11 protein-coding genes are annotated in these 14,724 nt (G+C 65.1%); 3 read left to right on the forward strand and 8 right to left on the reverse strand.

Going from position 1 to position 14,724, the window contains the following annotated elements; genetic code table 11:
* Positions 1-4: 4 nt before the first annotated feature.
* The 5 genes from WDM24_RS22375 to WDM24_RS22395 all read right to left on the reverse strand — a co-directional run bounded on the left by WDM24_RS22375 (position 5) and on the right by WDM24_RS22395 (position 3,518).
* On the reverse strand, positions 5-1,195 hold the full coding sequence (locus tag WDM24_RS22375) for an NADH-quinone oxidoreductase subunit D (protein WP_338826939.1): 1,191 nt from the start codon (positions 1,193-1,195) through the stop codon (positions 5-7).
* A gap of 2 nt (positions 1,196-1,197) precedes the next feature.
* Positions 1,198-1,815, reverse strand: a complete 618-nt coding sequence (locus WDM24_RS22380; RefSeq protein WP_166296038.1) for an NADH-quinone oxidoreductase subunit C — start codon at positions 1,813-1,815, stop codon at positions 1,198-1,200.
* A 10-nt stretch (positions 1,816-1,825) separates the two neighbouring features.
* Positions 1,826-2,431, reverse strand: coding sequence for an NADH-quinone oxidoreductase subunit B family protein (locus tag WDM24_RS22385; RefSeq protein ID WP_338826940.1), 606 nt, complete (start codon positions 2,429-2,431; stop codon positions 1,826-1,828).
* A complete protein-coding gene (locus tag WDM24_RS22390) occupies positions 2,422-2,787 on the reverse strand; it encodes an NADH-quinone oxidoreductase subunit A (RefSeq protein WP_018271860.1) in 366 nt (121 codons plus the stop codon). The genes WDM24_RS22385 and WDM24_RS22390 overlap by 10 nt, the downstream gene beginning before the upstream one ends.
* Positions 2,788-3,002: 215 nt before the next feature.
* Entirely contained in the window at positions 3,003-3,518 is a 516-nt protein-coding gene (locus WDM24_RS22395) for a MarR family winged helix-turn-helix transcriptional regulator (protein ID WP_338826941.1), read from the reverse strand.
* 123 nt (positions 3,519-3,641) lie between these two features.
* Between WDM24_RS22395 and WDM24_RS22400 the strand changes: the two genes are divergently transcribed.
* Both WDM24_RS22400 and WDM24_RS22405 read left to right on the forward strand, forming a co-directional pair.
* Positions 3,642-4,832 carry an aromatic ring-hydroxylating dioxygenase subunit alpha gene (locus WDM24_RS22400; RefSeq protein ID WP_338826943.1) on the forward strand — a complete coding sequence of 397 codons (1,191 nt, stop codon included), beginning with the start codon at positions 3,642-3,644 and terminating at the stop codon, positions 4,830-4,832.
* A gap of 42 nt (positions 4,833-4,874) precedes the next feature.
* Positions 4,875-6,167 (forward strand): MFS transporter, encoded by a 1,293-nt coding sequence (locus tag WDM24_RS22405; protein ID WP_338826944.1) that lies wholly within the window; start codon positions 4,875-4,877, stop codon positions 6,165-6,167.
* Here WDM24_RS22405 and WDM24_RS22410 read toward each other — a convergent pair.
* Together WDM24_RS22410 and WDM24_RS22415 are read right to left on the reverse strand one after the other, a co-directional pair.
* The gene (locus WDM24_RS22410) at positions 6,164-7,012 is read right to left on the reverse strand and encodes an alpha/beta hydrolase (RefSeq protein ID WP_338688862.1); all 849 of its coding nucleotides are present in this window, start codon (positions 7,010-7,012) and stop codon (positions 6,164-6,166) included. The two genes, WDM24_RS22405 and WDM24_RS22410, sit on opposite strands and share 4 nt — an antisense overlap.
* Positions 7,013-7,134: 122 nt before the next feature.
* Positions 7,135-7,995, reverse strand: a complete 861-nt coding sequence (locus WDM24_RS22415; RefSeq protein WP_338688864.1) for a LytTR family DNA-binding domain-containing protein — start codon at positions 7,993-7,995, stop codon at positions 7,135-7,137.
* 293 nt (positions 7,996-8,288) lie between these two features.
* On the opposite strand from WDM24_RS22415, the gene WDM24_RS22420 reads away from it, so the two are divergent.
* Entirely contained in the window at positions 8,289-10,118 is a 1,830-nt protein-coding gene (locus WDM24_RS22420; protein ID WP_338826945.1) for an FAD-binding oxidoreductase, read from the forward strand.
* 87 nt (positions 10,119-10,205) lie between these two features.
* Here WDM24_RS22420 and WDM24_RS22425 read toward each other — a convergent pair whose 3' ends face one another.
* The gene (locus WDM24_RS22425) at positions 10,206-14,594 is read right to left on the reverse strand and encodes an autotransporter domain-containing protein (protein ID WP_338826947.1); all 4,389 of its coding nucleotides are present in this window, start codon (positions 14,592-14,594) and stop codon (positions 10,206-10,208) included.
* Between the last annotated feature and the right edge of the window lie 130 nt (positions 14,595-14,724).

Genomic DNA, 14,724 nt, shown 5'->3' on the forward strand with positions numbered 1-14,724 from the left:
ATCATCACCGGTCGACTTCGCCGAACACGATGTCCAGCGAGCCAAGGATGGCGGAAACGTCGGCCAGCAGATGGCCCTTGCAGATGTGATCCATCGCCTGCAGATGGGCAAAGCCCGGCGCGCGGATCTTGCACTTGTAGGGCTTGTTGGTGCCGTCGGCGACGAGATAGACGCCGAACTCGCCCTTCGGCGCCTCGACCGCGGCGTAGACTTCGCCGGCCGGCACGTGCACGCCTTCGGTGTAGAGCTTGAAGTGATGGATCAGCGCTTCCATCGAGCGCTTCATCTCACCGCGGCGCGGCGGCGCGATCTTGTTGTCCTCGACCACGATCGGGCCCTGGCCGTCCGGCGCCTTCAGCTTCTGGATGCACTGCTTCATGATGCGCACCGACTGACGCATCTCTTCCATGCGGATCAGATAGCGGTCGTAGCAGTCGCCGTTCTTGCCGATCGGAATGTCGAAATCCATTTCGGCGTAGCACTCGTAAGGCTGCGACTTGCGCAGGTCCCAGGCCGCGCCCGAACCGCGCACCATCACGCCGGAGAAACCCCACTCCCAGGCTTCCTTCAGCGGCACCACGCCGATGTCGACGTTGCGCTGCTTGAAGATGCGGTTGCCGGTCAGGAGCGTATCGAGGTCGTCGACCACCTTGAGGAACGGATCGCACCACGCATCGATATCGTCGATCAGCTTCGGCGGCAGGTCCTGGTGCACGCCGCCGACGCGGAAGAACGCCGCGTGCATGCGCGAGCCCGAGGCGCGCTCATAGAACACCATCAGCTTCTCGCGCTCTTCAAAGCCCCACAGCGGCGGGGTCAGCGCGCCGACGTCCATCGCCTGCGTGGTGACGTTGAGCAGATGCGACAGGATGCGGCCGATCTCGCAATACAGCACGCGGATCAACTGGCCGCGGCGCGGCACCGTGATGCCGAGCAGCCTTTCCGCCGCGAGGCAGAACGCATGCTCCTGATTCATCGGCGCGACGTAGTCGAGCCGATCGAAATACGGAATCGCCTGCAGATAGGTCTTGTGCTCGATCAGCTTCTCGGTGCCGCGGTGAAGCAGGCCGATATGCGGATCGACGCGTTCAACGACTTCGCCGTCGAGCTCCAGCACGAGGCGCAACACGCCGTGCGCCGCCGGATGCTGCGGACCGAAGTTGATGGTGAAGTTGCGAAGATTCTGTTCGTTCATGATCAGGCCTTCGGTTCCGCCTTCGCCTTTTCATCACCCGGCAAGGGGTAGTCAGCCCCCTCCCACGGAGACAGGAAATCGAACTTGCGGAATTCCTGGTTGAGCCGGACCGGCTCGTACAGCACCCGCTTCTCCTGGTCGTCGTAGCGAACCTCGACGAAGCCGGTGAGCGGGAAATCCTTGCGCAGCGGATGGCCGTCGAAGCCGTAATCCGTCAGCAGGCGGCGCATGTCCGGATGCCCGGTGAAGATCACGCCGTAGAGGTCGTAGGTCTCGCGCTCGAACCAGTCGGCGCCCGGGAACACGTTGATGATCGAGGGCACCTGCGTGGTCTCGTCGGCCTGCCCGCGCAGCCGGATGCGGGTGTTCAGGGTCGGCGACAGCAGATGGTAGACGACGTCGAAGCGCTTCTCGCGGCTCGGATAGTCGACCGCGGTCGCATCGGTGAAGTTGACGAAGCGGCAGCCGGCGTCGTCACGCAGAAACGTAACGACGTCCACGATTCTGCCAATCTCGACGTCGATAGTGAGTTGATTGAAGGCGACCGAGTGCGCGGTGGCGGCGCCCGGAAGCGCGCTCACGATCGTCTGCCCAAGGGCGTCGAGCTTGCCGTCGTCCATGCCTGAAACCTTAGCGTTCGATAGTGCCGATACGGCGAATCTTTTTCTGCAACAGCAGCACGCCGTAGAGCAGCGCTTCCGCCGTGGGCGGGCAGCCCGGCACGTAGATGTCGATCGGCACGATGCGGTCGCAGCCGCGCACCACCGAGTAGGAATAGTGGTAGTAGCCGCCGCCATTGGCGCAGGAGCCCATCGAGATGACGTAGCGCGGCTCCGGCATCTGGTCGTAGACCTTGCGCAGCGCGGGCGCCATCTTGTTGGTCAGGGTGCCCGCGACGATCATCACGTCGGACTGCCGCGGCGAGGCACGCGGCGCAAAGCCGAAGCGCTCGACGTCGTAGCGCGGCATCGAGACCTGCATCATCTCGACCGCGCAGCAGGCGAGACCGAAGGTCATCCACATCAACGAGCCGGTGCGCGCCCAGGTGATCAGGTCGTCGGCCGCGGCGACGAAGAAGCCCTTGTCGGACAGCTCGTGATTGACCTCGAGGAAGAACGGATCATTGGCGCCGACCGGCCTGCCGGTCGACGGATCGACGATTCCTTTCGGAGCCATGGCGATCTCAGGTTTGGCGATCGCCGGCTGCGAGGATGCGGCGGTGGGGCTCAATCCCATTCGAGCGCGCCTTTCTTCCATTCATATGCAAACCCGACCGTCAGCACGGCCAGGAAGACCATCATCGACCAGAAGCCGGTCGCGCCGAGCTTTCCGAACGCCACCGCCCAGGGGAACAGGAACGCCACTTCGAGGTCGAAGATGATGAAGAGGATCGCCACCAGATAGAAGCGGACGTCGAACTTCATGCGCGCGTCGTCAAAAGCGTTGAATCCGCATTCATAGGCGGACAGCTTTTCCGGGTCCGGCGACTGGAACGCGACCAGGAACGGCGCGATCAGGAGCGCCAGACCGATCAGGCTGGCGACTCCGATAAACACCACAAGTGGGAGGTAATTTTGCAGGATGCCGGTCATCGGCGAGGCCTTCTTGCTGCGGTTTCGGACGCGCCGCAGATTCGTTGATTGGAATTGTTCTTGAGGCTTTAGCGCAGCGCAACAGGGGGCGCAAGACAAGCTATTTTGACGCTTTTGCCGTCCTTCCCCGCGGGCTGTCGGCCCGATCAGGTGGCAGCACTTGCCTCAATCGGCAACGCTGCGCCGGCGATCCGGTGCCCTGCGCGCTCGCCATATCAGCCCAGCTCCCGCTCGGCGGCGAGCATCTCGGCGGCGATCTCGGTCAGCCGATCGACATGTCCGAGCAGCAGCGCAAGTTCCTGTGGGGTAAGCTGTTCCAGCAGGCGCCGGTTTCGCTCCTGCGCGCCGGCGACGATCGCGTCATGGGCGGCGAGGCCCGTCTTGGTCAGCGAGACCAGGGTTTCGCGGTTGTCGCGCGGGTTGGCCGCCTTGGCCACCAGCTTGCGCGCGACGAGCTCGGCGAGCGCCCGGCTGATCTGGCCCTTGTCCATGCCGACGGCTTCGGCCAACCGCACCACGCTCATCGGCGGCCGCCGACCGAGCGAGGCGACCAAGCCGAACTCGACCGAGGAGAGCGCGGCGAGCCGCTTGTAACGCAACATCGCACCGCGCTTGAGCAGGTTTGCCAGCACCATCAGCCGCGACGACATCATCGCGGTGATCGGCGCCAGCTCGGCGTCGACCACGGCTTCCGGCGGCAACGCCCTCTCCGTCCTGAGCTTCTCGGTCATCGCCAACCTCTGCCAACAAAGCCACGCGCTGCCAAGCTAGTCGAGATCCTTGACATTGTCATCGATATATCGTTGACTTCATCAACGACAGCGCGACCGCGGGCACCAGGCGGGAGGAACAACATGACGATCACCCAGCGGGACCGCGATCTCGGCACGGCCTATGCGATGAAGCCGTCCACCACCCGGACCGAGCTCACCTCCGTCGTCCGTGGCACGCCGATGGGCGAACTGCTGCGCCGTTACTGGCACCCGGTCGGCCTCGCCGGTGATGCCATCGATATCCCCAGAAAAGTCCGCGCGCTCGGTGAGGATTTGATCCTGTTCCGCGACCGCCATGACCGGATCGGACTGCTGCATGCCCGTTGCTGCCATCGCGGAACCACTCTCTATTACGGCAAGGTTGAGGAATACGGCATTCGCTGCTGCTATCACGGCTGGAAGTTCGACACCGAAGGCCGCTGCCTCGAACAGCCCTGCGAGCCCGAAGGCGGCCTGTTCAAGGACAAGGTGCGCCAGCCCTGGTATCCGGTGCAGGAACGTTACGGGCTGATCTTCGCGTACATGGGCCCGGCCGAGAAGAAGCCGGTGCTGCCGCGCTACGAGTGCCTCGAGACCATGGACGACGGAGAGTTCGTCGAGGCCGACGATTCATCGATCGGCGGCGGCGGCCCGGCCGTGATCCCCTGCAACTGGTTGCAGCATTTCGAGAACGTCGCCGACCCCTACCACGTGCCGGTGCTGCACGGCTCGTTCTCAGGGCCGCAGTTCACCACCATGATGGCCTCGATGCCCGAGGTGAAGTTCGAGATGTCGCCGCGCGGCGTCGCGGTGCGCTCGATCCGCAGGCAGGATGACGGCAAGGTGTTTTACCGCGTCACCGAGGCCGCCCTCCCCACGCTGCGTGTCGTGCCCAATCCGCGGGTCGCGCAATTCGCCCGCGTCGAATCGATCGGCTGGACCTTGCCGATCGACGACAACTCGTTCCGCATCTATGTCGCCGGCCGGGTCAAGAAATCAGGCGACATCGGCCGCATGCGCTCGAAGTTCAACGGCAAGTTCTGGTGGGACATGACGGAGCAGGAGCACCAGCAATTCCCCGGCGACTACGAGGCTCAAGTCGGCCAGGGGCCGGTGACGGTCCATTCCGAAGAGCATTTTGGCCAGAGCGACCGCGGCATCCTGATGGTCCGGCGGATGCTCGGCGAGCAGCTCGAGGCGCTCGCCGCCGGCCGCGACCCGATCGGGGTGTCGTTCGACGCCGACGCCGGACCGGTCGAATTCGAGGCTGGGAATTTCATCCGCGAGGCATAAGGCCCGCGCGCCAGCAAACAACAAAGATCAGCAGGGGGAAGCATGGTCGATCTCGCGCCACAGGTGGCTGTGCAGACGGATGCCGCCGCAAGGCCATCGACCCGCCGATACTACGTGCTCGGCCTGCTCACCATCATCTACGCCCTGAACTTCCTCGACCGCACGATCTTCAACGTGCTGATCGAGCCGATCAAGAAGGAGTTTTTCCTCAGCGACACCACGATGGGCCTGCTCGCCGGGTTCGGCTTCGTGCTGTTCTACTCGCTGCTCGGCATTCCCATCGCGCGGATGGCCGATCGCCTCAGCCGCCGTAACATCGTCGCTTGCGCCTTAGCGTTGTGGAGCGCGATGACCTATCTGTGCGGCCTCGCCTCCAGCGTCACGACATTGGCGCTGGCGCGGATCGGCGTCGGCATCGGGGAGTCAGCGGGAACGCCGGCCTCGCAATCGATGATCGCCGATCTGTTCGACAAGAATGAGCGGCCGCGCGCGCTCGGCATCTATGCGATCGGCACCTATCTCGGCGTCTTCCTCGGCTATTTCATCGGCGGCTACGTCAACCAGCACTATGGCTGGCGAATGGCCTTCTTCACCGCTGGCCTGCCGGGCATCGCGCTCGCCGCCGTGTTGTGGCTGACGATCTCAGAGCCTGCGCGCGGCGCGATGACCGAGACCTTCAAGGCGGAGCCGATCGGGCCGACGCTGCGCTTCCTGATATCGCAGCCGAGTTTCGTCATCGTGCTGATCGGCTTCTGCCTGACGACGTACACCAACTACGCCACCGCAGTGTGGATCCCGCCGTTCCTGGCGCGTATCCATCATCTCACCAGCGCCGAGATCGGCACCTATGCCGGCACCTTCAAGGGTCTTTCCGGCATGGCGGGGACACTGGTCGGCGGCCTCGTGGTGGCGCAGATCGGCCGGCGCGACGACCGCTGGAAGCTGTGGGCGCCTGCGATCATGTCCGGCCTCGCCGGCCCGGTGTTCGCGCTGTGCATGCTCACCCCAAGCTTCACACTGATGGTCGCCACGCTGGCGCTGACCTCGTTCATGGTCGGCTTCCATCTCGGCCCGATCTTCGCCATCGCCCAGACCGTGGCAAAGCCCAGCATGCGCGCGCTGGCCTCCGCGATCGTCCTTCTCACCGCGACCTGCTTCGGCCAGGGCTTCGGCCCCCTCGCCGTCGGCATGATCAACGACGCGCTGAAGGGCGCGTACGGCGCGGACGCCGTTCGCTACTCGCTGCTGTCGGCGGCGGTGACGACGACGCTCGGCGCGCTGCTGTTCGTCTTGGCCGCGCGCTCGATCCGATCGGACATCGCGCGCGCCAGCTAGCTCGCCATGAAGGCCAGCAGGTCGGACACCAGGCGCGCGCTGTGCGTCAGCGGCAAAGCGTGCGGCGCGCCTCCGTAGACGGAAAGCCTGCTGCCCTTGATCAGCGCCGCGGTCTTGGCGCCGGTCAGTTCGAGCGGTGCGCTGGCATCCTTGTCGCCGTGCACGATCAGCGTCGGGCGATCGATCCCCCTGGCCGCCGCGCGCAGGTCAGCAAAGGAGATGGTCTTGCGGCAGGCCAGCGCCACCGGCAGCGGCACGCCCAGCATCATCTCCCTGATCCAGGCCCGCGTGACCTCTGGCGTGTCGGGCATGAAGAACGGCGCCTCATTCTCTCCCATCCATTTCGGGAAGTCCTGCGCGATCGCGGCGTTCTGCGCGTCGATCATCGGCCTCGGAATCGCGTCGGGATTGTCCTCCGTCTGCACCAGAAACGGCGTGGTCGGCGCCACGAGGACCAATCGCGCGATGCGATCCGCGCCGTGACGCGCCAGATAGTTCACCGCCTCGATCGATCCCATCGAATGCGCGACCAGTGTCGCGTCGCGCAGGTCGCGCTGCTCGATCACTTCGGCGACGTCATCGGTCAGCGTGTCCAAATCATAGCCCGTCATCGGCATGTCGGAGCGGCCGTGCCCGCGCCGGTCAGGCGCGACGCAGCGATAACCCTTCGCATTGAGCGCCACGATCTGGCTGCCCCAGACGCTGGAATTGAACGTCCAGGCGGCGAGGAACAGCACCGGACGGCCCGAGCCCCAGTCCTGCACGAACAGCGAGGTACCATCCCTCGCCGTCACGCGCGACGGCTGCGCCAGAGCGGTTGCTTCGAGGACTGTTCGACTGCTCATCTCAGATCTCCCTTGCGGATCGGCCGTGACGTGGACGCCACCCACCGATCATCGCAAAGCGAGGTCGTGCCCGCGATTACGCGCGAGGTAATCGGGCTGGCGACGCCAGCCCCGCGCGGGTTTTACCTGTTCGTATTTTCTGTGAAGGTCGCCACGACGTTCCGATAGCGCTTGCTGCCGGCGAGCGTCTCGCCATTGTCCATGCGCAGGACGAAGTCCCCCGCCGGGCGATGCTCGACTGCCACGACCCGCGCTGGATTGACCAGCCTCGCCCGATGCACGCGGACGAGGCCGAACGGCTGGAGCCGATCCTGCTCGCGCGCCAGCGTGCTGCGGATGAGACGGCGTCCGTTGGGAAGACTGAATTCGACATAATTGCCGGCGGATGTCACGGCCACGATGTCGCGGGGATCGATCCGAAAGCTCGTCGCGCCATCCCGCAGCCAGAGGCTGGGGTTGGCGGCGTCGACGGGCGGCTCGGCCACCGGCCGTGCCGCCACCTCGGGCGGCAGCGCCGGCGCCGCTGATATCACCACCCCCCTGCGATCCATCAACCAGATCACCACCGCCACCATCATCGACGAGACAATGTCCTTCTGGAACTCGTGCGGAAATGCCGTCATCCAGTGAAACGTATAGACATCGGCCAGCAACAGCTTGCGCAACCCGACCATGGTGACGAGATGCGCGAACGCGTAGAGCAGCGTCGCCGCCCCCGCCAGCGTGACCGCCATCACGCGGCTGCGCCCAAGACGCAATTGTGCGATGCCGCTTCGCAGCAGAGGCAGAAACAGGATCCATGCAACGGCGCTCGTCACCTCGAGCAGCACGGGCACGCGCAATGGTGCGAACCCGGCCGACGGCTTGAACTCGTTGACCGAGGAGAAGACGTTGACCACGCCACTCGCCACGATCAGCAGCGCCACCCAGCCATAGGCCAGCATCGAGGCGCGCTCCGCCCCGCTCCATCGGTTCGCCGTCACATCGGGTCGATTTTCGTCCCTGGAATCGGGTTGCTCGTCCCAAGCCCGCTCGACGCGACGACCTGTCACCGGTTCAATGGAATTCTCTGGCTGCGTCGTCCGCATGTCGGGAAGGAATAGATGGTGCAACTCGTCAAGTCATCTGCCCCGCTGGTCAACTCGGGGACCCAATTGCGATCCGTCACTCAAGCCGGTCTTTATCACAGGCAAGCGAACGTCGTCCCGCAAAGCAGGACGGTGAGCCGTCCGGACGGACTGAAAATCGGCTCTTCTCACGGACCGGTGACTGGCCGATGAATCGCCGCGAACTCCTGATCGGCGCGGCCCTGACGCCGATGGCGCACTGGATGGTGCCGAGGCCGGTTGCCGCCGCGCAAGGCGCGAGCATTTCGTCGCAAATGCTTCGGCGAACGCGCCCCTCGGATCCAAAATGGCCGTCGGCAGCCAGTTGGAACCAGCTCAACGACCAGACCTGGGGGCAGCTGATTGTGGTGAAGTCGCCGCTCGTGGCCTGTCAGGACAATCCTGCCGGCGCTGCTTGCCGCGATGTGTTCAAGGGGCTCAAGAATCCCTACTACATCGGCGACGACGCGGCGCTGACCCAGACCACGGGCTATCTCGACGCCTGGGCGTCGCAGCCGAGCGTCTACGCGGTCGCGGCGCGCAAGACAGCCGATGTCGTCGCTGCCGTCAATTTCGCCCGCGACAACAATCTGCGGCTGGTCGTCAGGGGTGGCGGCCACTCCTATCTCGGCACATCGAGTGCGCCGGACTCGCTGATGATCTGGACGCGGGCGATGAACGACATCACGCTGCACGACAGCTTCGTCGCACAAGGCTGTGAGGATCCGCCACAGCCGGCCGTCTCCGTCGGCGCCGGCGCGATCTGGATGCATGTCTACAACGAGGTGACGACGCGGGGTGGCCGCTATGTCCAGGGCGGCGGCTGCGGAACCGTCGGCGTCGCGGGGCTGGTGCAGGGCGGCGGCTTCGGCAGCTATTCGAAGAACTACGGCACCGCCGCGGCGAGCCTGCTGGAAGCCGAAATCGTCACCGCGGACGGTGTCGTCCGGATCGCCAATGCCCGCAGCAACCCGGACCTGTTCTGGGCCTTGCGCGGCGGCGGTGGCGGCACCTTTGGCGTCGTCACCCGCCTCACCTTGCGGACCCATGAACTGCCCGAAATCGTCGGCTTCGCCTCCATGACGATCCAGGCGGCATCGGGCGCGTCATTCCGCAAGCTCGTCGGCGCGTTCGTGGATCTCTACGCCGATCGCCTGCATAACCGCCATTGGGGCGAGATCGTCAACATCAAGCCAGGCAATTTGCTTGACATCCAGCTATCGTTCCAGGGGCTGAGCAAGCAGCAGGCCGACGATCTGTGGCAGCCCTTCATTCGCTTCGTCAGCGAGGCCGGGGGCGAGTTCACCTTCTTCCGTCGGCCATCGATCCGCACCGGGCCGGCGGCGCGCCGCTGGGACGCCGCCTATATCTGGCAGCGCGCGCCGCAGGCGATCCTGTCCGACGATCGTCCCGGCGCGCCGACGGAGAACGTGTTCTGGGCCGCCAATCTGAGCGAAGCCGGGCATTTCATCCATGGCTTTGAATCGCTCTGGCTTCCGGCGTCGCTGTTGGGCGAAGTGGAGCGCCCGCGGCTGGTCGAAGCCCTGCTCGCAGCCGCACAGCATGCGACAGTCGAGCTGCACTTCCAGAAGGGGCTGGCCGGCGGATCGGAGGCTGCAATCGCCTCGGCGAGAGAGACCGCCACGAACCCCGCTGTCATCGACGCCTTCGTGCTCGCAATCATCGCGAGCGAGGGCCCGCCGGCCTATTCCGGCCTCAGCGGCCACGAGCCTGATCTGGCCGACGCGCGCAAGAATGCCGCGGCGATCGCGAAGGCCGTCGGCGAACTCAGAAAGGTCGCGCCGGATGGCGGTGCCTATCTTGCGGAAAGCAGCTTCTTCGAACCGAAATGGCAGCAGGCCTATTGGGGGGCGAACTACAAGCGGCTTCTAGAGATCAAGCAGCAGTACGATCCGGCCGGCCTGTTCTTCGTGCGACACGGCGTCGGCAGCGAAGGCTGGAGCGACGACGGATTTGCGCGGTTGGCGGCACATCAATAAGGGGCCGAAACGACCGACGAACGAATCCGCCCCCTGACCGCGTTTTAAAACGACCTCAGCTTGCCAAATATTCCTTCGGTATCCGTCTCACCACTGATACCGCACCACGCCCTTGCCGGCGTAGCTTGAGGTAACGTCGGAGAACTCGCCTTCGAACGTCGCGGCGGCCGACCAGCCGTTTCGCCATTTCATCTCGACCGATGCCGAGGTCAACGCAGAGTCGCTTGCCTGCGCCGCGCCGTTGACGACGAAGCTCGCGCCGGGCAGCGCCTGGAAGGTTGCCGCGATCGCGCGGTTGGGATCGTAATCGTGCGCCCAGCCGAAGCGGGTGCGCAGCGTCAGGACGCCGTCCTGCACCGGGAAAGACTTGTCGGTGCGAAAGCCGAGTTCGCTGCGCGTGTCGGTCACGCTCTTGCCGGCATAGCCAAGCACAAAGCTCGGCAAGCCCGAGATCACCCGTTCGGCATAGGCCGGCAGATCGAAGGTCGTAAACTGGCCCGCGGCGTAAGGCGTGATGCCGACGCCGCCGGCCCACGGCGCGACAAAGCGATAGCCGCCTTCAATCCTGCCCGAATACGCGTTGGCATCGAACTCGGCGCGCAGCTGGTCGATGCCGGCGGCCGTCACGGTGCGGTTGGTGGTGATGTCCTGCCAACCGTAAGCGAGCGCTGCGGAAATATAGGCCGGTCCTTCGGTGTGACGGACATAGACGCCGGCCTGGAACAGATCGGATCGGCCGCCGCCGCTGTTGGCGACGGAGAAGTTGGTGCCGCCGCCGGCAATTGCAAATCCCGCAATGGTGTTCGGCGAGAACAGATAATCGGCGCCGATCGCGGTGCCATAAACGCTACTGGTGGTGTTGTTCGATCCGACAATGGCGTTGCCGCTGGTCGACTGCGAACCGCCGAAGCCGGCGGCCCAGACGCTCCAGCGCTGCACGAACGGTGCGGGCGGCGCCTTGGTGAACATCGCGAATGCATCGGTCTTCCTGGCTGCGGCATAGGCGCTGGCACCGCTCTCCTCCGCATAGCCCGAAGCGCCCGGGGCCGTATCGGCTCCGCCGTTCCGGTTCATGAACGGATCGGTCAACACGCCCATGAACAGGTTCATGGCATCGAACGTCGTCTGCTGCGAGCCGGTGGCCAACTCGCCGGAGGCCTGCGTCAACCCCGCCGGCGCGAGCGTACCGAAGACCGTCGGAATGCCGCCGGTCGTGTTGAAGAAATTGACCAGCGTGTTGGCGACGTTTTGCTGGTTGATGGAGAGGCCGCCGCCAAAGTTCGGAGCGGAAGGCGGCACGAAGTTCAGCGTCAGATTGAGGTAGGCGTGGGTGGCGTCGTAGCTCAGCGTGTCGCTGAAATTCGCCGGCAGATTGCTGTTGGCGAGCGAGCCGAAGGTGCCGCTGACGCTGCCGGCGGTCAGGATGGTATACTGCCTGGAAATGTAGCTGCCGTTGGCGAACGCTGCATTCACGGCAGCGCCGCCGAGCGTCGCTGTCCCGCTGACATTGGTCGACGCTGCAAGTGTCGGCGTCACCTGAACCAGATAGATCGCGCCGGATTGAAAGGCGAGATTGCCATTGACGGTCAGCGTGCCGGTCGGGTTTGCGGCATTGCCGGGCGCCAATGTGCCGCCGCTCATGATGGTTGTGGCCGCCGGATCAACGCCGCCGCGCAAGGGCGCGCTGGAATTGGCGACCAGGTTGTTCACCAAATCCGTGCCGCCGATGATGGTTACCCCGCCGAGATTGCTGTTTGCCAACGTGAACGTGGCGCCGCCATCTCTCCCAGCGGTGACCGTTGCGCGACCGACAACGCCGGTGCCGCTCAGGGTGCCGCCGGAATTGACCGTCACGTTCGATGAGCTGGCGATCGAGCCGTCCACTTCCAGCGTGCCGCCGTTGACGGTGGTCGCGCCGGTGTAGGTGTTGATGCCGGCCAGGATCTGCTTGCCGCCGGTGATCGCCACGCCGCCGCCCGCACCGCCGTCCTGGATGATGCCGGCAAACGTTCCGTTCGCATTGGTGAAGGTAAGTGTGTGGGCGCCCAGATTCACCACGCCGGCGCTGGTGCCGGAAAGACCTGCGATCGAGCCATCACCGGCGCGACCCGCAATGTCAAAGTAGCCGTTGTTGATCACGGCCTTCGAGGACGCGATGCTGCCGGCGCCGGTCAGAAACAGTTCGCCGCCGCTGTTGATCGTGGTGAGGCCGGTAAAGGTATTGACGCCTCCGAAGGTCGCCACAGCGCCATTGGCGATCGTCACGTTGCCGCCGGCGCCACCACCGATGCCGCCATCCTGGATGGTACCGTTGAACGGGCCGACATGGGCGGTGATGGTCAGTGTCTTGGAGCCGAGGGAAATGGCGCCGAGGCCGGTCGGATCATAAAGGCCGGTCACGCTGGCGCCGCTGTTGGTCTGCGAAATATCAAGTGTTGCAGGAAGCAAGCCCGATGCGAAACCAAGATAGAGCGAATTGGCGATCGAGCCGCTTCCTTTAAGTGCCAGCGTCGCGCCGCCATCGATCTGGGTGACGCCGGCATAGCCATTGACACCAGACAAGGTCTGAATGCCGCCAGCGATTTCCAGGGCGCCCCCGCCATTGATCGCGCCGGAGAATTCCGTTGAACCGCCGGTAATGACCAGTACTTTGGTGCCAAGCACGACCGATCCGCTGCCCCCCAGTGTCGTGATCGCACCGAAGAGAAGCGCCTGCGCCGAAATATCGAATGTGCCGTTGACCGTCACGACACTCGAGCTGGAAATATCGCCACTACCGGACAACGCGAGCGTTGCGCCAGCGTTGATCGTGGTCGCGCCCGCGTAATTCTCGGCTGCCGCTAGCGTTAGCGTGCCGCCGCTGCCGGAGTTGGCGATGGTCACTCCGCCGGTGCCGGTGAGTTGGGTCCCGAGCATCACGGCATTGCCGTTATAGTCGAACGTCGTACCGCCGGAGCCGATTGCGTTCAGCTGGCCCGAGATGTCAGCCGTATTGCCGTTCGCCCATTGCAGGCCGCCGCCGTTGAGCGTGATGTGGCCCGAGCCGAAATTGCTCGCTGCGTTGAAATTGATCAGGCCGCCGCTCACGGTCGTGCCGCCCGAATAGCTGTTTGCGGCCGTGAGCGTGAGCGTGCCGACACCCGACTTGCTAACGCCCCAACTGCCGGCGTTGGCACCGGTGCCGCCATTGCCGGTCTGGTCGGCGATAACATCGGAGATGATTTGGTTCTGCCCGGCCGCGGGACTGAAGGTCAGCGTCCCGCTGCCCTGCAGGAACAGACCCGAGCCGAAAGCCGAGCCATTGCCGGCGCCGACACCGCCAGCGCCGCCACTGACGCTGTTGCCGTTGACGGTGAAGGCCCCCGAAACAATCAGCGTTCCACCACCCTGGACAAATACGGCGCCGCCCGCGCCAAGCCCGCCACCCGCACCGCCTTGGGAATCGTTGCCGCCATTGCCTGCGCCGAAGCCGCCGAGACTGCCACACGTCTGACCGGAATTGCCGCTTTCGCCACCGCCGCCACCGCCGAAGCCGCCGTCTCCCCCGTTGGCAAAGCAGCGCTTGCTCCCGCCGCCGCCGCCGAACCCGCCGTTCCCTCCAGCACTGTTGGAGCTGCCGCCCCCGCCACCACCGAAGCCGCCAGAACCGCCGCCGCCGCTCAAGCCTCCGACGGAGGTAGCAGCGCTGCCGCTGATCCCGCCGCCGCCGCCACCGCCAGAGAGGCCAGCCCCCTCGGCCCCGCCGCCACCGCCGCCTCCATTGGCGCCCCCCACGCCTGGTGTGGCACCGCTCGCGGGGTCGGTAACGCCGGCGCCACCGCCGGCGGCGCCGACAACGATGCCGGCAGCACCGTTGCCACCCGCCGAGCCAGTCTGGCCGGCCCCGCCGTTGGCGCCGAGGCCAATCCCGCCACCGCCACCACCACCGAAATTGCCGCCGTTACCGCCATTGCCGCCGAGCCCGCCGCCACCTCCGCCACCGGCGACGGTTGAGCCGTAATTGCCGCCGTTACCGCCGTTAGCCTGATTGCTGGCGAGAGAAACATTGCTCACTGTGACGTTGGCGCCGCTGGCGACGAACAGCGCGCCGCCGGCGCCCATCCCGCCCCCGCCCCCGCCATCAAACCCGCTGCCGCCATTGCCGCCCTTGGCCACGGCGTTCTGGATCGTCAGATTGTTGACCGCGACGGTGCCCGAGTAGACGAACAATCCGCGCTGCACGCCGCCGCCATCGAGCGTGAAGTTGCCGCCGTTGATCGTGACATTGCTGCTTGAATTGATGACCGGCAGCGTGGTCGTGCCGGTCAGCGTGATGTTGTTCGTGATGTTGAGCTGGTAGCTGGTGCCCGGATTACTGTCGATCGTCGTCAGCGCGGTGACGAGGCTCGTGGCATCGCTGGCGGTCAGCACCGTTTGCGCATGCGCTGATGTCCCGAGCGTAACGACCAGTGCGAGAGTTACAGCAACCCGTTGCAAACGGGGGAATCGTAAGCGCACGCACATGGCATTCCAAATTCCGGCCGCGCGTCACGCGGCAACCAAAACGTCTCAACGCAATTTACCCTCCGACACATTCTGCCGCACGACCAAAAGACAACGATGGATT

The organism is Bradyrhizobium sp. 27S5, from assembly GCF_037217225.1.
GTDB lineage: Bacteria > Pseudomonadota > Alphaproteobacteria > Rhizobiales > Xanthobacteraceae > Bradyrhizobium > Bradyrhizobium septentrionale.